Origin of the sequence: Nocardioides salarius, assembly GCF_016907435.1 — a bacterium.
Taxonomy (GTDB): domain Bacteria; phylum Actinomycetota; class Actinomycetes; order Propionibacteriales; family Nocardioidaceae; genus Nocardioides; species Nocardioides salarius.
This window is the reverse complement of record NZ_JAFBBZ010000001.1, coordinates 725,475-746,723: the sequence shown is the minus strand read 5'-3', so window position 1 is coordinate 746,723 and position 21,249 is coordinate 725,475. Positions and strand designations below refer to the sequence as shown.

Annotated in this window: 21 protein-coding genes and 1 pseudogene; 21 read left to right on the top strand and 1 reads right to left on the bottom strand. The window is 73.2% G+C overall.

The genetic code is table 11. The features are described from left to right. The first annotated feature begins 12 nt into the window (after positions 1-12). The 18 genes and pseudogenes from smc (at position 13) to JOE61_RS03565 (ending at position 17,737) form a co-directional block, all read left to right on the top strand. Positions 13-3,567, top strand: a complete 3,555-nt coding sequence (smc, locus tag JOE61_RS03645; RefSeq protein ID WP_193667945.1) for a chromosome segregation protein SMC — start codon at positions 13-15, stop codon at positions 3,565-3,567. Then, complete coding sequence (locus JOE61_RS03640) at positions 3,564-4,049, top strand: acyl-CoA thioesterase (protein ID WP_193667946.1); 486 nt, start codon at positions 3,564-3,566, stop codon at positions 4,047-4,049. Before smc ends, JOE61_RS03640 begins: the two co-directional genes overlap by 4 nt. Before the next feature lie 64 nt (positions 4,050-4,113). Further along, positions 4,114-4,329 carry a hypothetical protein gene (locus tag JOE61_RS03635; protein ID WP_193667947.1) on the top strand — a complete coding sequence of 72 codons (216 nt, stop codon included), beginning with the start codon at positions 4,114-4,116 and terminating at the stop codon, positions 4,327-4,329. 42 nt (positions 4,330-4,371) lie between these two features. Beyond that, the gene (gene ftsY, locus JOE61_RS03630) at positions 4,372-5,547 is read left to right on the top strand and encodes a signal recognition particle-docking protein FtsY (protein WP_193667948.1); all 1,176 of its coding nucleotides are present in this window, start codon (positions 4,372-4,374) and stop codon (positions 5,545-5,547) included. Positions 5,548-5,717: 170 nt separating this feature from the next. Next, complete coding sequence (locus tag JOE61_RS03625; protein WP_307822787.1) at positions 5,718-7,058, top strand: ammonium transporter; 1,341 nt, start codon at positions 5,718-5,720, stop codon at positions 7,056-7,058. Further along, positions 7,055-7,393 carry a P-II family nitrogen regulator gene (locus JOE61_RS03620; protein WP_193667949.1) on the top strand — a complete coding sequence of 113 codons (339 nt, stop codon included), beginning with the start codon at positions 7,055-7,057 and terminating at the stop codon, positions 7,391-7,393. Before JOE61_RS03625 ends, JOE61_RS03620 begins: the two co-directional genes overlap by 4 nt. A 150-nt stretch (positions 7,394-7,543) precedes the next feature. Next, the gene (locus JOE61_RS03615) at positions 7,544-9,763 is read left to right on the top strand and encodes a [protein-PII] uridylyltransferase (protein WP_193667950.1); all 2,220 of its coding nucleotides are present in this window, start codon (positions 7,544-7,546) and stop codon (positions 9,761-9,763) included. 44 nt (positions 9,764-9,807) lie between these two features. Further along, positions 9,808-11,382: a signal recognition particle protein gene (gene ffh, locus JOE61_RS03610; protein WP_193667951.1), complete on the top strand. Its 1,575-nt coding sequence runs from the start codon at positions 9,808-9,810 to the stop codon at positions 11,380-11,382. Continuing rightward, the gene (locus tag JOE61_RS03605) at positions 11,379-11,765 is read left to right on the top strand and encodes an NYN domain-containing protein (protein ID WP_193667952.1); all 387 of its coding nucleotides are present in this window, start codon (positions 11,379-11,381) and stop codon (positions 11,763-11,765) included. Before ffh ends, JOE61_RS03605 begins: the two co-directional genes overlap by 4 nt. A gap of 40 nt (positions 11,766-11,805) precedes the next feature. Continuing rightward, positions 11,806-12,876: an amidohydrolase family protein gene (locus JOE61_RS03600; RefSeq protein ID WP_193667953.1), complete on the top strand. Its 1,071-nt coding sequence runs from the start codon at positions 11,806-11,808 to the stop codon at positions 12,874-12,876. Positions 12,877-13,046: 170 nt separating this feature from the next. Next, complete coding sequence (rpsP, locus tag JOE61_RS03595; RefSeq protein WP_193667954.1) at positions 13,047-13,577, top strand: 30S ribosomal protein S16; 531 nt, start codon at positions 13,047-13,049, stop codon at positions 13,575-13,577. Between the two features lie 5 nt (positions 13,578-13,582). Next, positions 13,583-13,825, top strand: coding sequence for an RNA-binding protein (locus JOE61_RS03590; protein WP_193667955.1), 243 nt, complete (start codon positions 13,583-13,585; stop codon positions 13,823-13,825). 85 nt (positions 13,826-13,910) lie between these two features. Continuing rightward, complete coding sequence (gene rimM, locus JOE61_RS03585; protein WP_204797136.1) at positions 13,911-14,456, top strand: ribosome maturation factor RimM; 546 nt, start codon at positions 13,911-13,913, stop codon at positions 14,454-14,456. A 19-nt stretch (positions 14,457-14,475) separates the two neighbouring features. Continuing rightward, positions 14,476-15,180 (top strand): annotated as a pseudogene (gene trmD / locus JOE61_RS21485) (tRNA (guanosine(37)-N1)-methyltransferase TrmD); the annotation flags it as partial. Between the two features lie 15 nt (positions 15,181-15,195). Further along, positions 15,196-15,675, top strand: a complete 480-nt coding sequence (locus JOE61_RS21480) for a GNAT family N-acetyltransferase (RefSeq protein WP_307823154.1) — start codon at positions 15,196-15,198, stop codon at positions 15,673-15,675. Positions 15,676-15,876: 201 nt separating this feature from the next. Next, positions 15,877-16,230 (top strand): 50S ribosomal protein L19, encoded by a 354-nt coding sequence (rplS, locus tag JOE61_RS03575; protein WP_193667957.1) that lies wholly within the window; start codon positions 15,877-15,879, stop codon positions 16,228-16,230. A 28-nt stretch (positions 16,231-16,258) separates the two neighbouring features. After that, positions 16,259-17,065 (top strand): signal peptidase I, encoded by an 807-nt coding sequence (gene lepB, locus JOE61_RS03570; protein ID WP_307822786.1) that lies wholly within the window; start codon positions 16,259-16,261, stop codon positions 17,063-17,065. 12 nt (positions 17,066-17,077) lie between these two features. Beyond that, a complete protein-coding gene (locus tag JOE61_RS03565) occupies positions 17,078-17,737 on the top strand; it encodes a ribonuclease HII (RefSeq protein WP_193667958.1) in 660 nt (219 codons plus the stop codon). 9 nt (positions 17,738-17,746) lie between these two features. On the opposite strand, the gene JOE61_RS03560 is transcribed toward JOE61_RS03565, so the two are convergent. Then, positions 17,747-18,481 (bottom strand): YqjF family protein, encoded by a 735-nt coding sequence (locus JOE61_RS03560; RefSeq protein ID WP_307822785.1) that lies wholly within the window; start codon positions 18,479-18,481, stop codon positions 17,747-17,749. Positions 18,482-18,554: 73 nt separating this feature from the next. Between JOE61_RS03560 and JOE61_RS03555 the strand changes: the two genes are divergently transcribed. The 3 genes from JOE61_RS03555 (at position 18,555) to JOE61_RS03545 (ending at position 21,171) form a co-directional block, all read left to right on the top strand. Further along, on the top strand, positions 18,555-18,863 hold the full coding sequence (locus tag JOE61_RS03555; RefSeq protein ID WP_193667959.1) for a DUF2469 domain-containing protein: 309 nt from the start codon (positions 18,555-18,557) through the stop codon (positions 18,861-18,863). Between the two features lie 131 nt (positions 18,864-18,994). Next, positions 18,995-19,435 carry a TadE/TadG family type IV pilus assembly protein gene (locus JOE61_RS03550; RefSeq protein ID WP_193667960.1) on the top strand — a complete coding sequence of 147 codons (441 nt, stop codon included), beginning with the start codon at positions 18,995-18,997 and terminating at the stop codon, positions 19,433-19,435. Next, a complete protein-coding gene (locus JOE61_RS03545; RefSeq protein ID WP_193667961.1) occupies positions 19,432-21,171 on the top strand; it encodes a Tad domain-containing protein in 1,740 nt (579 codons plus the stop codon). The genes JOE61_RS03550 and JOE61_RS03545 overlap by 4 nt, the downstream gene beginning before the upstream one ends. The last annotated feature ends 78 nt before the right edge of the window (positions 21,172-21,249 follow it).

Sequence of the window (21,249 nt, the reverse complement as noted above, 5' to 3'; positions counted from 1 at the left end):
AGGGCCCCTGCGTTGTACCTGAAGAGCCTGACCCTCAAAGGGTTCAAGTCCTTCGCCTCCTCGACGACCCTGCAGCTCGAGCCGGGCATCACCTGCATCGTGGGCCCCAACGGCTCGGGCAAGTCCAACGTGGTCGACGCGCTGGCCTGGGTGATGGGCGAGGCAAGCGCCAAGAGCCTGCGCGGCGGCAAGATGGACGACGTCATCTTCGCCGGCACCTCCGGCCGCCCGCCCCTGGGCCGTGCCGAGGTGCTGCTGACCATCGACAACACCGACGGCGCCCTCCCGATCGAGTACGCCGAGGTCACGATCAGCCGCACGATGTTCCGCTCCGGGGGCTCGGAGTACGCCATCAACGGCCAGACCTGCCGCCTGCTCGACGTCCAGGAGCTGCTCAGCGACTCGGGCATCGGGCGCGAGATGCACGTCATCGTCGGCCAGGGGCAGCTCGACCAGATCCTGCACGCCACGCCCGAGGACCGGCGCGGCTTCATCGAGGAGGCCGCCGGGGTCCTCAAGCACCGCAAGCGCAAGGAGAAGGCGCTGCGCAAGCTCGACTCCACCGACGGCAACCTGCACCGGCTCAACGACCTGCTCAGCGAGATCCGCCGACAGCTCAAGCCGCTGGGACGCCAGGCCGAGGTGGCACGGCGCGCCGCCACGGTGCAGGCCGACGTGCGCGACGCCCGGGCCCGGCTGCTGGCCGACGACCTGGTCGCCGCGCGCACCACGCTGGAGCAGGAGATGGCCGACGAGTCGGTGCTGCTGCAACGCCGCGAGGAGGTCGAGAAGGCCACCGCGCAGGCCCGCGAGCTGGAGGGCGCGCTGGAGGCGGCGCTGCGCGAGGACCTGCCGGTGCTCGCGGCGGCCCAGGACACCTGGTACGCACTGACCGGCCTGCGCGAACGGCTGCGCGGCACCCAGTCGCTGGCGGCCGAGCGGGTGCGCAACGCCGCGGCCTCCACCGAGGTCGAGACGGCGAGCGGGCGCGACCCGGCCGACCTGGAGGCCGAGGCCGCCCGGGCCCGCGAGCAGGAGCAGCGCACCGGCGCCGAGGTCGACACCCGTCGCACGGGCCTCGAGCAGGCCGTCACGGCGCGCAAGGCCGCCGAGGACGCCGCCGCCGAGGAGGAACGGCGCATCGCGGCGCTGCAGCGTGCCGCCGCCGACCGGCGTGAGGGTCTCGCGCGCCTGCACGGCCAGGTCAACGCGCTCAGGTCGCGTGCTGCCGCGGCCGACGAGGAGGTCGGGCGGTTGCGGCACAGTCGCGAGGAGGCCCTCGAGCGGGCCGAGCGCGCCCAGAAGGCGTTCACCGCCCTGGAGACCAGGGTCGCGGGCCTCGACGCGGGGGAGGAGGGCCTCGACGCCGAGCACGAGCAGGCGGTCGACGAGCTCGACGAGGTCGAGGCCCTGCTGGCGCAGGTGCGCGAACGCGCGCAGGCCGCCGACCGCGACCGGCACACGCTGGCCGCCCGCAAGGATGCGCTGGAGATGGGGCTGAACCGCAAGGACGGAGCCGGGGCGCTGCTCGGCAGCGACCAGGTCGCCGGTCTGCTGGGCTCGCTCGCCTCGCTGCTGACCGTGCGCCCCGGCTACGAGGCGGCCGTCGCGGCGGCGCTCGGCCCGCACGCCGACGCCCTGGCCGTCGGGGGCGCCGACGACGCCCTGGCCGCGGTGGAGCGGCTCAAGAGCGACGACCTGGGTCGCGCCGCCATGCTGCTCGCCGACGGCCCCGGGCTGCCCGGGCCCGAGGGCTGGCCCGACCTGCCCGCGGGAGCGGCGTACGCCGTCGAGGTGCTGGACTGCCCACCCGGCCTCCGGCCCGCGCTGACCCGGCTCCTCGACCGCGTCGCCGTCGTCGACGACCTGGCCACCGCGCGCCGCCTCGTCGGGGCCGACCCGGCGCTCGGCGCCGTCACCCGCGAGGGCGACGTGGTCGGGGCGCACCTGGTGGCCGGTGGCTCCAGCGCGCAACCCAGCCTGATCGAGGTGCAGGCCGCGGTCGACGAGGCCGCGGCGGCGCTGGCGGAGGCGGTCGCGGCCAGCGAGCGGGCCGGCTTCGAGACCTCGCGGCTCGAGGCGCGCCGCCACGACGTCCAACAGCGTGTCGACGTCGCGCTGGCGCGGCTGCACGAGTCCGACGCGACGCTGGCGGCCGTCGCCGAGGAGCTCGGCCAGCACGGCTCCCAGGCCCGGTCGGCTCGCGCCGAGGCCGAGCGCGTCGAGCAGGCGATCGCCCGGGCCGAGCAGGCGAGCGTCGATGCCGTCGCCGGTCTGGCCGACCTCGAGGCGCGGCTCGCCCGGGCGCAGGAGGCTCCCGAGGAGGAGCCCGACACCGCCGAGCGCGAGCGCCTGGTCGAGGCCTCCCGCGCCGCGCGCCAGGCCGAGATGGACGCCCGGTTGGCGCTGCGCACCGCCGAGGAGCGCGCGCGAGCGGTGCACGGGCGGGCCGACTCGCTGCTGCGGGCGGCTGCCAAGGAGCGCGAGCAGCGGGCCCGGGCCGCGGAGCGCCGCGACCGGCTGCTGCGCGAGGGCCGGGCCGCCGAGGCGGTCGCCACGGCGGTGGCCTGGGCCCTGGCGAGGCTCGAGGTCTCGGTGCAGCTGGCGGCCGACGACCGCGCGGCGGTCGAGGAGGCCCGGCGCGAGCGCGAGGAGGGGCTGCGCGAGGTGCGGTCACGGCTGCGCGACCTGGCCCGTGACCACGAGGAGCTGGTCAGCTCGGTGCACCGCGACGAGATGGCACGCGCCCAGCAGCGGATGCGCATCGAGCAGCTCGAGGAGCGCGCCCTCGACGAGGTGGGCGTCGAGCCCGACTCGCTCGTCGCCGACTACGGCCCGCACCAGCCGGTGCCGCAGGAGGTCGCCGACGACGCCCCCGAGGGCACCCCGGCCGCGGTCCCGTTCGTGCGCGAGGAGCAGCGCAAGCGGCTCAAGTCGGCCGAGCGGGCCCTGGCGATGCTCGGCAAGGTCAACCCGCTCGCGCTCGAGGAGTTCTCGGCCATGGAGGAGCGCCACAAGTTCCTCACCGAGCAGCTCGAGGACCTGCGCCGCACCCGCAAGGACCTCCTCGACATCGTCAAGGACGTCGACGACCGGGTCGAGCAGGTCTTCCGCCAGGCCTACGCCGACGTCGAGAAGGCCTTCGACGCGACCTTCGCGCGGCTGTTCCCGGGTGGCGAGGGCCGCCTGGTGCTCACCGACCCCGACGACATGCTCACCACCGGCATCGAGGTCGAGGCCCGCCCGCCCGGCAAGAAGGTCAAGCGGCTCTCGCTGCTCTCGGGCGGCGAGCGCTCCCTGGTCGCGGTGGCCTTCCTGGTGGCGCTCTTCAAGGCCCGTCCCTCGCCCTTCTACATCCTCGACGAGGTCGAGGCCGCGCTCGACGACACCAACCTGGGCCGGCTGCTCGAGATCTACGAGGAGCTGCGCGAGAACTCGCAGCTGCTCGTCATCACCCACCAGAAGCGCACCATGGAGGTCGGCGACGCCCTCTACGGCGTGACCATGCGCGGCGACGGCGTCTCGGCCGTCATCAGCCAGCGCCTGCGAGAGACGGAGCCCGTGTGAGCAACCGCCCCGATCCTGCCGACAGCCCGGGCCGGCCGGCCCGACCGACCCGTGGCGACTACGTCGCCTGGCGCACGGTCACGACGCGCTGGCGCGACGACGACGCCTACGGGCACCTCAACAACGCCACCTACTACGAGATGTTCGACACCGCCGTCAACGCCCACCTCTACGAGGCCTCCGGCGTCGACGTGCGCTCGCTGCCGCAGATCGGCGTAGTAGCCGAGACCTCGTGCCGCTACTTCCGTGAGATCGGCTTCCCGGCGCCCGTCGAGACGGGCCTCGTGGTCGACCGGGTCGGCTCCTCGTCGGTGGTCTACCGCATCGGGCTCTTCCAGGGCGACGGCGACGAGGCGGCCGCCGAGGGCCGCTTCGTGCACGTCTACGTCGACAACACCGACCCGGCACGCCGCGTCACCCCCATGCCCGACGTGATCCGCGCCGCAGTCGAGCCGCTCCTGCGCGTGGGCGGGGGCCAGTAGCCGGGGGTGTGCCACCGTGGGGTGCTCCACCCCCGTTCCCCCCTTCCCCCCTCGGAGATCCCTCGTGCTCTCGATCGTCGTCGCCATGGTCGTCATCGTGGTCCTGGCCGCCCTGGTCCTCTACTACGTCGCCGTCCCCCACCGCGGCGACCAGGCGGGCTCCGGGGGCTGGCTCGAGCAGACGATGCGCCGGGCCCGCGGCTCGGTGCGCACCCTGGGCCAGGACGACGACGAGCACGACCACGGGCACGACCACGGGGACGACCAGCAGCGCCCTTGACCGGCTGAGGCCGGGGTCGTCCCGGGTGGTTGGATGAGGGCCATGGAGACCCTCGCCCTCGTGATCCTCGTCATCGCCGTCGTCGGTGTCGCCCTCGTGGGCGCCGTCGCCGGCCTCGTCGTCACCCGGCGCCGCAAGCCGGGCCCGCTGCCCGACACCCACACCGACGTCCTCGGCACCCCCACCGCCGACCCGGAGGCGCCGCCGGTCGAGCTCAGCTCGCCGCCGGCGACGATCGAGCCCGAGGCCCCGGTCGAGCCGGAGGCGCCCGCCGAGCCGGTCGCGCCGCCCGTCGAGCGTCCCGAGGGCACCGCCTCGCGCCTGGTGCGGCTGCGCCAGCGCCTCGCCGGCTCGCAGGGCGCGCTGGGTCGCGGGCTGCTGGCCCTGCTCTCGCGCGAGCGGCTCGACGAGGACACCTGGGAGGACATCGAGGACACCCTGCTGACCGCCGACATCGGCGTCGCCCCGACCCAGGAGCTGGTCGAGCGGTTGCGCACCCGGCTGCGGGTGGAGGGCACGGCCGACCCGCGAGAGGTGCTGCGCGAGGAGCTGCTGGCCCTGGTCGACCCGACGATGGACCGCGCGCTGCGCGTGAGCGGCGAGGGCGACGAGCCGGGCGTGGTGCTGGTCGTCGGGGTCAACGGCGCCGGCAAGACCACCACCGTCGGCAAGATCGCCCGAATCCTGGTCGCCGAGGAGCGCAGCGTGGTGCTCGGCGCGGCCGACACCTTCCGCGCCGCCGCCGTCGAGCAGCTCGGCACCTGGGGAGAGCGGGTCGGGGTCGAGACCGTCAAGGGCGAGGAGGGCGCCGACCCGGCCTCGGTGGCCTTCCGTGCCGTGGAGGAGGGCCGGCGCACGGGTGTCGACACCGTCATCGTCGACACCGCCGGCCGGCTGCAGAACAAGCAGGGCCTGATGGACGAGCTCGGCAAGGTCAAGCGCGTCGTCGAGAAGCAGGCCCCGGTCACCGAGGTGCTGCTGGTGCTCGACGCCACCACCGGCCAGAACGGGATGATCCAGGCCCGCGTCTTCAGCGAGGCCGTCGACGTGACCGGCATCGTGCTGACCAAGCTCGACGGCTCGGCCAAGGGCGGCATCGTGGTCGCCGTGCAGCGCGAGCTCGGTGTGCCGGTGAAGCTCGTGGGGCTCGGTGAGGGCGCCGACGACCTGGCCCCCTTCGACGCCGGCGCCTTCGTCGACGCCCTGCTCGGCGGCTGAGTTCACAGAGGCGTAACACGGGCGGCCCACTCGTTGCCCCGGCGTAACACCGCCCGCCGGACCCTGAAACACGTCGTCGCCAGGCTCAGCACTGATGGGGACGCACCCCGCACCCGACACCGCCGTCGGGGGCCGGGGGAGCGTCCTTCGAAGTTGATCTTGGAGGTTCTGTGGACGGCTACAACGCGTTCATGCTGGTGGCCACGCTGCTGGTGCTGATGATGACCACCCCGGCCCTGGCGCTCTTCTACGGCGGCATGACGCGGTCGAAGTCGGTGCTGAACATGATGATGATGTCGTACGCCGCCATGGCGATCGTCGGCATCATCTGGGTGCTGTGGGGCTACTCGATGGTGTTCAGCGGCGAGGGGGGCATCGACACGTTCTTCAACTCGCCGTTCGCCAACTTCGCCCTCGACGGCGTCGGCTACGACGGCTACACGTTCATGATGTTCCAGCTGACCTTCGCGGTGATCACCACTGCGCTGATCAGCGGCGCGATCGCCGACCGGGTGAAGTTCTCGGCCTGGCTGGTCTTCGTGCCGCTCTGGGCGACCCTGTCGTACTTCCCGCTGGCCCACATGGTCTTCGGCTGCACCGACTCGGCCCTGATCTGCACCCAGATCGGTGCGCAGGACTACGCCGGTGGCACCGCGGTGCACATCAACGCCGGTGTCGCCGGCCTGGTGCTGGCCCTGGTGATCGGCAAGCGGATCGGCTTCGGCCGTGAGCCCATGCGCCCGCACAACCTGACCCTGACCATGCTGGGCGCCGCCCTGCTGTGGGTCGGCTGGTACGGCTTCAACGTCGGCTCGATCGTCTTCAGCGACGACCTCGACGCCAGCGACCAGTTCCTGGCCGAGACCGGCCTGACCTTCGCCAACACCACCCTGGCGACCATGGCCGCGATCATCGGCTGGCTCGTGGTGGAGAAGGTGCTGCACGGCAAGGCCACCACCCTGGGTGCCGCCTCGGGCATCGTCGCCGGCCTCGTGGCCATCACCCCCGCCGCCGGCGCGGTCAACATCCTCGGGGCGCTGGCCATCGGCCTGGTCTCCGGTGCGCTGTGCGCCTGGGCCGTGGGCCTGAAGTTCAAGCTCAAGTACGACGACTCGCTCGACGTGGTCGGCGTCCACCTGGTCGGCGGCATCGTCGGCACCGTGATGATCGGCCTCTTCTCGGTCACCTCCAGCGAGGGCGACAACATCGCCGGCGGCGCGGTCGACGGCCTGTTCTACGGCGGCGGCGTCGGCTCCCTGGTCGACCAGGTGCTCGGTGTCCTGGTCGCGATCGCCTGGTCCGGCGTGGTCACCCTGCTGATCGCCCTGGCCATCAAGTTCACCATGGGCTGGCGCATCGACGAGGAGTCCGAGGTCGAGGGCATCGACTTCGACCAGCACGGCGAGTCCGCCTACGATCTGAACACCAGCCTCTCCAGCGGCAGCGGCGGTGCGCTCGCCGCCGCCACGAGGCCCGATCCCTCCACCCGCACGGAAGGGGCACACGCATGAAGCTCGTGACCGCGGTGATCAAGCCGCACAAGTGGGAAGACGTCCGCGAGGCCCTCGAGACCTTCGGCGTCGCCGGCATGACCGTCAGCGAGGTCAGCGGCTACGGCCGCCAGAAGGGCCACACCGAGGTCTACCGCGGCGCGGAGTACGACGTCGCGCTGGTGCCCAAGATCCGCCTCGAGATCGTCGTCGACGACGCCGACGCCGAGGACGTGGCCGGCATCATCGTCAAGGCCGCGCAGACCGGCCGGATCGGTGACGGCAAGGTGTGGACCAGCCCCGTCGACAGCGTGGTGCGGGTGCGCACCGGCGACCGCGACGCGGCGGCCCTGTGAACGACGGCGTCAGCCACGCAGTGATGCTCCCGTGAGAGCCGCGACGGCCCGGTCCACCCCTGCGGTGGGCCGGGCCGTCGTCGCGTCCGGCATGATCGGGGGCCACCACCAGCCCCGCTCCCACCCGCACCCCGACCCCAGGAGACCGATGTGACGGCCACCGAGCGGGAGCAGCGCACGAGCGAGGCGGACGCGCTGTGCGCGGCGGCGTACGAGAAGGCGGGCGGGGGCGAGGTCGGCTCCGCGCTGGTGGCCGTGGGCGGCTACGGCCGCCGCGAGCTGGCGCCGCACTCCGACCTCGACGTGGTGCTGGTGCTCGACGAGGGCGTGGAGGCAGGCGAGGTCGCCGAGCGGGTCTGGTACCCGCTGTGGGACTCCGGCACCACCATCGACCACTCGGTGCGCGCGCTGCCCGAGATGTTGTCGGCGGCCGAGGCCGACCTCCGGGTCGCGCTCGGGCTGCTCGACGTGCGGCACCTGGCCGGTGACGCGAACCTGACGCTGCGGCTGCGCGCCACGGTGCTGGCGCAGTGGCGTCGCAACGCCCGCGAGCGCCTGCCCGCGCTGCGCGAGCTGGTGCGCGCCCGCCACGAGCTCGTGGGCGAGCTGGCGCACATGTCGGTGCCCGACGTGAAGGAGGCCGAGGGCGGCCTGCGCGACGCGACCGTGCTGCGCGCACTGGTGGCCACCTGGCTCGTCGACGTGCCGCACACCGACCTGGAGCGTGGCCGCCAGGCGCTGCTCGACGTCCGCGACCTGGTGCAGGCCGGGGCCGGCCGGGCCAACGACCGCATCCAGCCCGAGATGTGGAGCGAGCTGGCCACCGGCCTGGGGATGAGCGACGCGCGCAGCGCCCAGGTGCACGTGCGCACCCTGGGGCGGCGCATCACCCACCTGTCGCGGCTGAGCTGGCGCCGCGTCGACGACTTCCTGGCGCGCCCGGTCTCGGTGCGCACCGCCCGCAAGCCGGCGCTGTTCCCGATCGCCCGCGGCGTGGCGCTCGCCGGGCGCGAGATCGTCCTGGACCGCAAGGCCCGGCCGGCCGAGGACCCCGTGCTGCTGCTGCGCGCCGCTGCGGCGGCCGCCGAGATGGACGCCGTCCTGGCCCCGCCGACCGCGGCCCGGCTGGCCCGCGAGGTCGCCGACCTGCCCGACCCGTGGCCCACCGAGGCGCGCCAGCAGCTGGTGCGGCTGCTGGCCTCGGGGCGCGGCCTGCTGCCGGTCTGGGAGACGCTCGAGGAGACAGGCGCGCTCCCGCGGCTGCTGCCCGAGTGGGAGCGCATCCGGCTGCTGCCGCACGCCTCGGCGATCCACCGCTTCACCGTCGACCGCCACGTCGTCGAGACCTGCATCGAGGCGTCGTCGCTGATCCGGCAGGTCAACCGGCCCGACGTGCTGATGGTCGCGGCGCTGCTGCACGACATCGGCAAGGGCAGCCTGACCGAGCACAGCGTGGCGGGGGAGCCGATCGCGCGGGAGATCGCGGCCCGGATGGGCTTCGAGCCGGCCTCGGTCGACCTGATCGCGGGCCTGGTGCGCTGGCACCTGCTGCTCGCCGAGACCGCCACCACCCGCGACCACGACGACCCGGCCACCATCGAGCGGGTCGCCTCGCGGGTGGGCTCGACCGAGGCGCTCTCCCTGCTGACCGCGCTGACCGAGGCCGACGCCAAGGCGGCCTCGTCCCAGGCGTGGTCGACCTGGAGGGCGGGCCTGGTGGTCGAGCTCTCGCGCCGGGTGCACACCGCCCTCGACACCGGGCGCAGCCTGCCGCCGGTCGCCGACGAGGAGGTGGAGATCCCGCGCGAGGTGCGCAACGGCGCGGTCCACTTCGCCGTGGAGGCCACCCCCGACGGCACCCGCGTGACCGCCATGGCCCCCGACCGGGTCGGTCTGCTGGCCGACTTCTCGGGCCTGTTCGCCCTGCAGCGCATCCCCGTGCGTGCCGCGCGCGCCTGGGCCCAGGAGGTCTACAGCGTCTCGGTCTGGGAGGTCGCCGAGCCGGGCCTCGACGTGCCCTACCTGCGCGAGCGGTACGAGGCGATCGCCGAGGGCCGGGTCGACCCGGCCAGCCGGCTGCGTCCCGACCCCCGGGCCCTGGCGCCCACCGTGGAGGTGCGCCCCGACGCCTCGCGCACCGCGACGGTGCTGGAGGTGCGCGCCGCCGACCAGCCCGGCGTCGTCCACCGCGTCTGCGCGGCGCTGGCCCAGCTCGACGTGGCGGTGCGCTCGGCCCATGTCGAGACCCTCGGTCCGCAGGCGGTCGACGTGTTCTACCTGCAGGAGGCCGCCGCCGGCGCGCTCTCCGAGACCCGGGCCGCCGACGCCGCCCACGCCGTCCGTGCGGCTCTCACGGTGGAGCCCCGGTAGGCTGGAGCCTCCACCACGCTCCGCCGACTCACCGAGGGACGCCCTTGTTCGCCACACTGTCCGACCGGCTCGCCGACACCTTCAAGAACCTCCGGGGGAAGGGTCGCCTGTCCGAGGCCGACATCGACGCGACCGCGCGCGAGATCCGCATCGCGCTGCTCGAGGCCGACGTCGCCCTCCCGGTGGTCAAGGAGTTCGTCGGCGCCGTCAAGGAGCGGGCGCGCGGCGAGGAGGTCAGCGGCGCGCTGAACCCGGCCCAGCAGATCATCAAGATCGTCAACGAGGAGCTCGTGACGATCCTGGGCGGTGAGACCCGCCGGCTGCGCTACGCCAAGAGCGGCCCGACCGTGATCATGCTCGCCGGCCTCCAGGGCGCCGGCAAGACCACGCTGGCCGCCAAGCTGGCGCTGTGGCTCAAGGACCAGGGCAAGTCGCCGATGCTGGTGGCCGCCGACCTCCAGCGCCCCAACGCCGTCAAGCAGCTGCAGGTCAACGGCGAGCGGGTCGGCGTGACCGTCTTCGCCCCCGAGCCGGGCAACGGCGTCGGCGACCCGGTGGGCGTGGCGAAGGCCTCGATCGAGGAGGCCAAGCGCACCCTGCACGACGTCGTCATCGTCGACACCGCCGGTCGCCTGGGCATCGACGCCGAGCTGATGAAGCAGGCCTCCGACATCCGCGACGCCGTCTCGCCCGACGAGGTGCTCTTCGTCGTCGACGCGATGATCGGCCAGGACGCCGTCGTCACCGCGCAGTCCTTCCTCGACGGGGTGGGCTACGACGGCGTGGTGCTCACCAAGCTCGACGGCGACGCCCGTGGTGGTGCCGCGCTCTCGATCGCCTCGATCACCGGCAAGCCGGTCATGTTCGCCTCCAACGGCGAGAAGCTGACCGACTTCGACCTGTTCCACCCCGACCGCATGGCCTCACGGATCCTCGACATGGGCGACGTGATGACCCTGATCGAGCAGGCCGAGAAGAGCTTCGACTCCGAGCAGGCGCTCAAGGCCGCGCAGAAGCTCAGCGGCCAGGGCGGCGAGTTCACCCTCGACGACTTCCTCGAGCAGATGCAGCAGGTCCGCAAGCTCGGCTCGATGTCGAAGATCATGGGGATGCTGCCCGGCATGGGGCAGTTCCGCGAGCAGCTCGAGAACTTCGACGAGCGCGAGATCGACCGCATCCAGGCGATCATCCAGTCGATGACACCGGCCGAGCGGGCCAACCCCAAGCTCATCGACGGATCGCGCCGCTCCCGCATCGCCAAGGGCTGCGGGCGCCAGGTCTCCGACGTCAACCAGCTCGTCGACCGCTTCTTCGAGGCGCGCAAGATGATGATGCAGATGGCTCGAGGCGGCGGGATGCCCGGCATGCCGGGGATGCCGGGCATGCCCGGCATGGGTGGTGGCAAGCGCGGCAAGGCCAAGCCGCAGCAGAAGAAGGGCAAGGGCGCCAAGCGCTCGGGCAACCCCGCCAAGGCCGCCCAGCAGGAGCAGGCGGCCAAGGAGAAGGCGGCGGCCGCGCCGGCCACCCCCTTCGGCACGCCGGGCGGTGAGCCGGTCGACTACGAGAAGGCGGCAGCCGACCTCGACCTGCCCAAGGACTTCTCGAAGTTCCTCAAGTGAGGTCCGTGGTGGTGGTCGACTCGGCCAACGTGATCGGCAGCCGTCCCGACGGCTGGTGGAAGGACCGCGCCGCGGCGACGCGGCGCCTGCACGAGGCGCTGCTGGTGGCCGACGTGCCCGGCGACGAGATCGTGATGGTCCTCGAGGGCGGTGCCCGCGGGGGCGCCCGGCCCGGCAAGGACGCCCACGTGCGCATCGTGCACGCGCCCAAGGAGGGTGACGCGACGATCCTGTCCGAGGCCCAGCGCGCCGGCCAGCGCGGCTGCACCGTCACGGTCGTGACCGCCGACCGGGCCCTGGCCGCCAACGTCTCCGCCACCGGCGCCACCGTGGTGGGCCCGACCTGGCTGCTCGACCAGCTCGACAAGCTCGACCACGGCTGAGCCTCCTCGGCCCGTCGGCCGACCGGTTAGCCTCGCGGGCATGAGCGCGCTGAAGTTCACCGGCCCGGTCCTGCCCGACGGCGAGAGCCGCGACCTGTACGTCGTCGACGGCCGGGTCACCTTCGAGGCCCAGCCCGGTGCCGAGACCGCCGCGCGCGGGTGGATCGTGCCGGGCCTCGTCGACGCGCACAACCACCTGGGCATGGAGGACCACGGCGCCGTGGGCGACGACGAGGTCGAGGGCCAGGCCCTCGCCGACCGCGACGCCGGCGCCCTGCTGCTGCGCGACTGCGGGTCGCCCGCCGACACCCGCTGGGTGCACGAGCGCGACGACCTGCCCCGGCTGGTGCGCGCCGGACGCCACATCGCGCGCACCCGGCGCTACATCCGCAGCTACGCCCACGAGGTCGAGCCCGCCGAGCTGTCGGCGTACGTCGCGCAGGAGGCGCAGGCCGGTGACGGGTGGGTCAAGCTGGTGGGGGACTGGATCTCCCGCGACGCCGGCGACCTGGCGCCCTCGTTCCCGCAGGAGAGCTTCGCCGAGGCCATCGAGGTGGCGCACCGCCACGGAGCCAAGGTGACCGCGCACTGCTTCGGCCACGAGGCGCTGCAGGGCCTGCTCGACGCGGGTATCGACTGCATCGAGCACGGCACCGGGCTCGCCCTCGAGCAGGTCGAGCAGATGGCGGCCGCGGGGGTCGCGCTGGTGCCCACGGTGATGCAGACCGACAAGTTCCCCGGGTTCGCCGCCCAGGGCCGCGAGAAGTTCCCGGCGTACGCCGCCACCATGGACCAGCTGCACGCCCGCCGCCGCGAGGTGCTGATGTCGGCGCACGAGGCCGGTGTCCCGCTCTACGTCGGCAGCGACGGCGGTGGCGCCCAGCGCCACGGCCACCTGGCCGGCGAGGTGCTGGCGATGGCGCAGCTGGGGATGCCGGCCGCCGACGTGCTCGCCGCCGCGTCGTGGAAGGCGCGTGAGTGGCTGGGCTTCGACGGGCTGGTCGAGGGAGCCGGCGCCGACTTCGTGGTCTACGACCGGGATCCGGCCCAGGACCTGACGGCGCTGTGGGAGCCCGCCTGCGTGGTGCTGCGGGGGCGCGTGGTCGCCTGAGGGGCAGGCGATTTCTCCCGGCCCCCTCGGGTCTGGCATCATTCCACGCTGAGTCCTGCGCGTGCGGCCCCTCTCAACCGGACGCGTGGAGCCCATCGAGGAATCGTGTCCCGGTCCCCACCTGGAGCCCCGGTCCTCACCACACACGACATCAAGGAGACACCACAACCGTGGCCGTCAAGATCCGTTTGAAGCGCCTGGGCAAGGTCCGGGTGCCGCAGTACCGCATCGTCGTCGTCGACTCGCGCAAGAAGCGCGACGGTCGCGTGATCGAGGAGATTGGCAAGTACCACCCCAAGGAGGACCCGTCGTACATCGACGTCGTCTCCGACCGGGCGCAGTACTGGCTCTCCGTCGGCGCGCAGCCCAGCGACGCGGTCGCCGCGATCCTCAAGATCACCGGTGACTTCCAGAAGTACCACGGCCTCCCGGGCGCCGAGGGCACGCTGAAGACCGCTGACGCCAAGCGCGACAAGCTCGACATCTTCAACGAGGCCCTCAAGGAGGCGCACGGCTCGTCCGGCGCCGCCGCGACGACCAAGAAGTCGGCCGCCAAGAAGAGCGACGCCAAGGCCGACGAGAAGGCTGACGAGAAGGCCGACGCCAAGGCTGACGAGAAGTCCGAGGCCAGGGCCGAGGAGCCGGCTGCGGCCGCCGAGGCGGAGACCACCGCCGACGACGCGACCAAGGCGGAGGGCTGAGCGCCATGCTCGCCGAGGCGCTGGAGCACCTGGTGCGCGGCATCGTCGACAACCCTGACGACGTCAGCGTGCGCGACAAGGAGCTGCGCCGAGGTTCGGTGCTCGAGGTCCGGGTCCACCCCGACGACCTCGGCAAGGTGATCGGCCGGGGCGGTCGGACCGCCTCGGCGTTCCGCACCGTCGTCGGTGCGCTCGCCGGTCGCGGTGGGGCGCGCGTCGACTTCGTCGACGTCGACCGCCGGCACTGATCCAGCACCGAGCCAGCACCAGATACACACACCGACCCGCCCGGGACACTCGGGCGGGTCGGCGTCATTTCGACAGGAGACAGCGGTGGAGACCATCGACGTGGTCGTGGGCAGGATCGGCAAGCCGCACGGGCTGCGCGGCGAGGTGACCATCGACGTGCGCACCGACGAGCCGGGCCTGCGCTTCGCCGACGGCGCGGTGCTCGAGGTCGAGGCGCCGCGCGGCTCGGCCGCGACGTGGCGGACCCTGCAGGTGGCGCGCACCCGCTGGCACCAGGGGGTGCTGCTGGTGACCTTCGAGGAGCTCGCCGACCGCAACGGCGCCGAGGCCGCGCGCGGGATCGTGCTGCACGCGCAGCTGCCCGCTGACGCGATGCCGGAGGACCCCGAGGAGTTCTACGACCACCAGCTCGTCGGTCTCGCTGTCGTCGACACCGACGGCGCCGCGCTCGGCACGATCACCTCGGTCGTGCACGGCGCGCAGGACCTGCTGGGCGTCAAGGCGCTGGACGGCCGCGACACCCTAGTGCCCTTCGTCGCGGCCCTGGTGCCCGAGGTCGACCTGGCGGCCGGGCGGGTCGTGGTGGCCGACCGCCCCGGCCTCGTCTCGCCGCTGCCCGACGACGACTGAGCCGGCGAGGACGAGCACCGTGCGCCTGGACTACCTGACGATCTTCCCCGACTACCTCGCCCCCCTCGGGCTCTCGCTGCCCGGCAAGGCGGCCGCCAAGGGCCTGGTCGAGCTGCACGTCCACGACCTGCGCGGCTGGACCCACGACCGGCACCGCACCGTCGACGACACGCCGTACGGCGGCGGCGCCGGCATGGTGATGCGGCCCGAGCCGTGGGGCGAGGCGCTCGACGAGCTGCTGGGCGGCCCCGGGGCGCCCGGGGGGCCCGGCTCGGCAGCGACCGTGGTGGTGCCCAGTCCCGCCGGGCGGCCGTTGACCCAGGCGCTGGCCCGCGAGCTGGCCACCCGGCCCCGCCTGGTCTTCGCCTGCGGGCGCTACGAGGGCATCGACCAGCGCGTGCTCGACCACGCCCGGGGTCGCGACGACGTCGCGGAGGTCGTCGAGGTCTCGCTGGGCGACTACGTGCTCAACGGCGGCGAGGTCGCCGCCCTGGCGATCACCGAGGCCGTGGTGCGGCTGCTGCCCGGGTTCATGGGCAACGCCGCCTCCCTGGAGGAGGAGTCCCACGAGCAGGGGCTCCTGGAGTACCCCGTCTACACCAAGCCCGCCTCGTGGCGCGGCCACGACGTGCCCCCGGTGCTGCTCAGCGGCAACCACGCCGCGATCGCCGCCTGGCGCCACGCGCAGTCGCTCGAGCGCACCGCCGAGCGGCGCCCGGACCTGCTGCACGCCAGCCACGTGGCGGGGGAGTGGGAGGTCGTGCCCGCGGCACCCGGCGACACCGCCGAGCTGCACGTGCTCACGCTCGCCTGCTGGGTCGGCGAGGCGCTGGTCAACGACGACCTCACGATCCCGCCGCTGCACGAGTCGGTCGCCGACACCGCGGCCTCGCTGGCGCAGTGGGACACCTACGTCGTGCGGGTCGGTGGACGCCTCGTGGGCTCGGTGCGAGGCCGGCTCGAGGACACCACGTGGGAGATCGGCCGGCTGATGGTCGCCCCCGACCTGCAGGGCCGCGGCCTGGGCCGGGTGCTGCTCGAGCACGCCGAGCGGGCCGCCCCGCCCGCGGCGGCGGCGTACCGGCTGGTGACGGGGAAGGCCAGCCAGGCCAACCTGCGCCGCTACCAGCGCGCGGGCTACCGGGTGCGCGAGGTGCTCGACGGGCCGTCGGGGCCCGCGGTGCTGACCAAGCAGCGACGCCGGAGCGGCCGCGGCTGATTGTGGCCGGCGCGGGCGGCTGTGGCAGACTTCGTCGCTGGTCCTGCCGGACCGGAGGGCAGCCCCGAGGAACGCACGGGGGGCCCGCGTCGGACGCCTGCCACAGAGGGCGGCCCACGCCACCGGAGCACACGGCGGGCCGCGACAATTCCTGCACCACCTGATACCGCGGCTGGTCTGTGGCACCCGCGAGGAGACACCATGAGCAACAACCTGGTCGCCCAGATCGGCAACGACGTCAAGCGCGACGACAACCCCCACTTCCGCGCCGGTGACACCGTCAAGGTGCACGTGAAGGTCATCGAGGGCTCGCGCTCGCGCGTGCAGATCTTCCAGGGCGTCGTCATCCGCGTGCAGGGCTCCGGCGTCGGGCGCACCTTCACCGTCCGCAAGGTCTCCTTCGGCGTCGGCGTCGAGCGCACTTTCCCGCTGCACTCCCCGATCTTCGAGACCATCGAGGTCGTGACCCGCGGCGACGTGCGCCGCGCCAAGCTGTACTACCTGCGCAACCTGCGCGGCAAGGCCGCCAAGATCAAGGAGCGTCGCGACTCCTGATCGGCGACTCCTTCTCTACACTCGCCGCGTGAGCAGCGACGACCACGACCCCGCAGGCCCGACGAACGAGGCCGGCGGGGTCGTGCCGTCCCCGGCCCAACGCGTCGCGGCCGCCCGCGACAAGAGCCGGCGGGGCCTGCCGGTGTGGCAGGAGTCCCTGCTCCTGCTCGCGCTCGCGGTGGTGCTCGCGGTGCTGCTCAAGTCGTTCGTGGTGCAGGCCTTCTACATCCCCTCCGAGTCCATGGAGCCCGGACTCGTCGAGGACGACCGCATCCTGGTCGAGAAGTGGTCGGGCTGGTTCGGGGGCGAGGTCGAGCGCGGCGACGTCGTGGTCTTCGAGGACCCGGGCGGCTGGCTGACCCGCGGCGAGGTCGACGAGCCGACCAACCCGGTCGCCGGCGCCCTGGCCGCCATCGGCCTGCTGCCCGACACCGGCTTCCTGGTCAAGCGCGTCGTGGGGGTCGAGGGCGACACCATCGTGTGCTGCGACGCCCAGAAGCGGCTCGTGGTCAACGGGGTCGCGCTCGAGGAGGACGACTACGTGCTCGAGGACCGTCGGGTGCGCGGCTGCCGCGGCCCGATGACCGGCAACTGCGCCTGGGAGGCCGGGCCCGTGCCGGAGGGGTCGATCTTCGTGATGGGCGACAACCGTGGCCGGTCCGCGGACTCCACGGTGCACATGTGCCTCGAGGACGAGACCGAGTGCGTGCCCGGCGACGAGTACGTGCCCACCGACCTGGTCGTCGGCAAGGTCTGGCTGCTGCTGTGGCCCACCGACCGCTTCGGCGGCCTCGAGGACACCGACGCGTTCGACGACGTGCCGGACGCCTCCTAGGCGGGATCGACGATGTCGTTGCTGCCGAAGGGGTCCACGGTCCGGCGCGACGCCGGGCTCTACGGCTACGAGCGCGCCCTGCGCCGCCACGGCCTCGAGTCCGTGGCCGGGGTCGACGAGGCCGGCCGGGGTGCCTGCGCGGGGCCGCTGGTGGCCGGCGCCTGCATCCTGCCGCCGGGGCGCAGCGGCGTGGTGCCCGGCCTGGCCGACTCCAAGCTGTTGACCGAGAAGGCCCGTGAGCGCTGCTACGACCAGGTCGTGCGGCGAGCCGTCGCGTGGTCGGTGGTGGTGCTCTCGCACCAGGAGTGCGATCGGCTCGGCATGCACGTGGCCAACATCGAGGCGCTGCGCCGGGCCGTGGCGCTGCTCGACGTGCCGGCCGACTACGTGCTCACCGACGGCTTCCCCGTCGACGGGCTCGGGGTGCCGGGGCTCGCGGTCTGGAAGGGCGACCGGGTCGCCGCCTGCATCTCGGCCGCCTCGGTGCTGGCGAAGGTGACCCGCGACCGCCTGATGCGCGAGCTCGACCGCGAGTGGCCGGCGTACGACTTCGGGACCCACAAGGGCTACATCACCGACACCCACACCCGGGCGCTGGAGCAGCACGGGCCCTCGCCGGTGCACCGGATGCGCTTCGTCAACGTACGCCGCGCGGCGGGGCTGCCGTCGTAGGCCGTCCGGTCAGAGCACCTGGGGCAGGCCGAACCAGGTGCGCACGCCGGGGGAGTGCAGCACCGAGGCGGGGGCGGCGGTGGCCACGCCCGGCAGGCCGGCGGCGGTGACCAGTTCGTCGTGCAGCTCGCGCACGCGGGCGCGGTGCAGCGGCCAGGGGCCGTGGGTGTTGGGCACCCACAGGGTGCGCCCGAGCACGGAGGTGTGCAGCCCGAAGCGGGCGGTGAGGAAGAGCTCGAGCGGGCCGGGCTCGACCGGCTCCCCGACCTCGACGTCGATGACGCTGCGGGGGCGCCCGCCGGTGCGGCGGCGCATCTCGTAGCGCCACCCGCCGTCCACCCGGTCGGCCGACATCCGGGCCCACTTGTAGGGCACCCCGAAGCCAGCGTTGGCGCCGGCGACGACCGCGAGCCGGTCGGCGTCGAGGGAGCAGAAGACCACGCCGCGCCGGCCCCGGTCGTCGGTGGAGTAGAGCCGCACGTTGGTCTCGAGGAACGTGCCCAGCCAAGGGACGGGTCGACCCGACCCCACGCCCGCGTCGACCATCCGGAACGGGATCAACCCGACCCAGGCGGCGCCGTCGTACAGGTCGAGGCGCACCCCGCGCGGCAGCAGCGGCGCCACCAGGGCGGGGTCGACGGGCCAGTGCAGGAACGTGATGTCGCGCCAGCACTGGTCCATGATCGCGCGGCCGGCCAGTGGTGGGCCCTGGCCCGGGGGAGTCGTGCTCGCGGTGGGTGGCACGCGTCTACGATGCCAGTGCCCACCTCACCGCGGGGGTGGGTGATCAGGTCCGCCGGTCGAGTGAGGAGCACGTGTGAGCGCCGAGGAGCTCGAGCAGTACGAGGCCGAGATGGAGCTGACCCTCTACCGCGAGTACCGCGACGTCGTGGGGATCTTCAAATACGTCGTGGAGACCGATCGTCGCTTCTACCTGTGCAACCAGGTCGACGTGAAGGCCCGCACCGAGCAGGGCGACGTCTTCTTCGAGGTCTCCATGAGCGATGCCTGGGTGTGGGACATGTACCGCCCGGCCCGCTTCGCCAAGAACGTCAAGGTGCTGACCTTCAAGGACGTCAACGTCGAGGAGCTGCAGTCCTCCGACGTCGAGCCGCCCAAGTCCTGAGCGCGCCTGCGGGGGCCGAGCGTGCACGATGACTAGTCCTTCTGGGCCATCTGCCCCAGTGCTGCCCCCGGCGGCGGTCGCGGCTCCCTAGGCTCGGGAACGGGAGTCCGTGTCGAAGGCGGGGTGGGAGCATGGCTGGAGGGTCTCGGCGCGCGCCCGGGCGTGAGCGTGGTGCGGCCGCGGTCGAGTTCGCCCTCGTGGTGCCGCTGCTGCTCGTGCTGGTGTTCGGCATCATCAGCTACGGCTACATGCTCAGCTTCCGCCAGGCGATCAGCCAGGGTGCGGCCGAGGGCGCGCGCTCGGGTGCGGTCTGGGCGTCGGCGTACGACGCCAGCCAGGACGTCCAGCGCAAGGCCGCTGCCACCGCCAGCGTCGACGAGGCCCTGCAGAGCTACGGGGTCAGCTGTTCCTCGGGTGCGACCTGTGCGGTCACGATCGTGCCCTGCGGCACTGCTCGGTGCGTGGAGGTGGCGGTGACCTACCCCTACGGGTCGAAGCCGCTGACTCCCAAGATCCCGCTCGTGCCGCTGCCCGACAACCTGAGCTTCACCTCGACCGCGAGGGTCAGTTGAGCCGCGGGCGGCGTCGCGACGAGCGGGGTGCCGTCGCGGTCTTCCTCGCCGTGACCGTCTCGCTGCTCGTGGTCGTCGGCGCCTTCGCCGTCGACCTCGGCATGCAGCGCGTCGTGCGTCGCGACATGCAGGCGCTGGCCGACGTGGTCGCGCTCGACCTGGCGCGCGAGCTCGACGGACGCACCACCGCGCAGCTGGCGCCCGAGCTGGCGAGCTCCCAGGGCAGCGCCTTGGCCAGCAGCCTCGCGGGCAACCAGACGACCCTCGGCGACAACCGGCAGGTGGTCGCGACCTGGGGCCGCCTGAGCGGCGGCGTCTTCACACCCAGCGCGTCGGGGGACGTGCCGACAGCGGTGAAGGTGTCTGCGGGCGCCGACGTCGGGTTCAGCTTCACCAGCGGCCGCGGTGCCGCCACGCGGACGGCGATCGCCGAGGCGTCGACCACCGCGTGCCACGAGCTCGGCTCCGTGGCGGTAGCCGTCGACTCGGGCGACTCCGCGGTGCTGGCCCCGCTGAACGCCCTCCTCGGCCTGGACGCGGCGCTGCTGACCTACCAGAACATCGCCGGGGTCGACGTCTCGCTCGCCGACCTCGCGGCCACCGGACGGGTCGGCACCGAGACCGAGCTGCTGACCGGTCTCGTGGACTTCGGTGACCTGGTCGCGGCCACGATCGAGGCGTTGAACAGGAACCGACCGGCCGGCTACGCCGCCGCTGTCGATGCGCTCGCTGTCTTCACGGCCATCGAGGGAGGAGTGCCGGCGCTGCGGCTGCAGGACCTGCTCAGCATCTCGCCCTCCGACAGCGCCGCGCTCGAGACCGACCTGAACGTGCTCGACCTGCTGGTCGGCTCGGTCCTCGTCGCGGACGGCGACCACGCGCTCACCCTCGAGCAGCTGCAGGCCAAGCTGCCCGGGCTCGGCGCCTTCACCGGGACCCTGTACGTCCAGGAGGGCAAGCGCCTGGCCTGCGGTGCGCCTGGCTCCGAGCAGGCGAAGGCGGAGACCGCACAGCTCGAGGCGACGCTCGACCTGGACCTGGCGGCCAACGGGGGCTTCAACAGCCCGGGTCTGGGCATCGACGTCGGGCTGGTCAAGGGCACCCTCCAGACAGGCACGACCACCGGCACGGTGCAGATCCGTCTGGGCGGTGCCCAGTCGCAGCTGCTGGCCACGCCGACGGTGCACTGCGGCGATCGCACCCCGGCCGACCCGCACACCTTCTCGGTCGGGGTCACCAGCGGTCTGGCGTCCTACGCGATCGATGCGCGGGTGCCCCTCACGGGCAAGGTGCAGGTAGGTGTCGGCCTGGCGAAGATCTTCGTGGACGTCGACGTCGTGGTGGGGCTGTCGATGACCAGCGGGCCTCCAGGTCCGGGAGCCACGGCCGCGCTGGCGATCCCCCCGAACGACGAGGTGCCCGTGGAGACCGGTTCGCCCGTGCAGCTCGTGAGCAGCGTCGTCCCGCGCATCGAGTCCGGAGGCGTGCTCGGAGGCAACGTCGTCGTCGACGCGCTGGCCTTCCTCGGGGTGTCGACCGAATTCATCCTGGACGGCGTCCTGGCGGCGCTGATGGCCGATCCCAACGGAGCGGTCCAGCGTGGGCTGCGGCCCCTGGCCACCAAGATCGACACCTCGGTGGTCGGCCCCCTCGCGACGCTGCTGGGCATCAGGGTCGGAGGAGCCGACGTCTACGCCGTCGAGGCCGTCTGCAACGTTCCCGCGCTGCGCGGCTGAACCGGGCCGCCGGGTGCGCACAGGGCTGCCCGCCGTCGCGCTCGTCCACACCCTCGTGCCCGGCCGAGGACCGGAGGG

Bases quoted from the DNA above. Each gene is read 5' to 3' on its own strand.
- rplS (WP_193667957.1), top strand. From the start codon at position 15,877: ATGAGCAACAACCTGGTCGCCCAGATCGGCAACGACGTCAAGCGCGAC.
- JOE61_RS03590 (WP_193667955.1), top strand. From the start codon at position 13,583: ATGCTCGCCGAGGCGCTGGAGCACCTGGTGCGCGGCATCGTCGACAAC.
- ftsY (WP_193667948.1), top strand. From the start codon at position 4,372: ATGGAGACCCTCGCCCTCGTGATCCTCGTCATCGCCGTCGTCGGTGTC.
- JOE61_RS03620 (WP_193667949.1), top strand. From the start codon at position 7,055: ATGAAGCTCGTGACCGCGGTGATCAAGCCGCACAAGTGGGAAGACGTC.
- JOE61_RS03565 (WP_193667958.1), top strand. From the start codon at position 17,078: ATGTCGTTGCTGCCGAAGGGGTCCACGGTCCGGCGCGACGCCGGGCTC.
- JOE61_RS03550 (WP_193667960.1), top strand. From the start codon at position 18,995: ATGGCTGGAGGGTCTCGGCGCGCGCCCGGGCGTGAGCGTGGTGCGGCC.
- JOE61_RS03600 (WP_193667953.1), top strand. From the start codon at position 11,806: ATGAGCGCGCTGAAGTTCACCGGCCCGGTCCTGCCCGACGGCGAGAGC.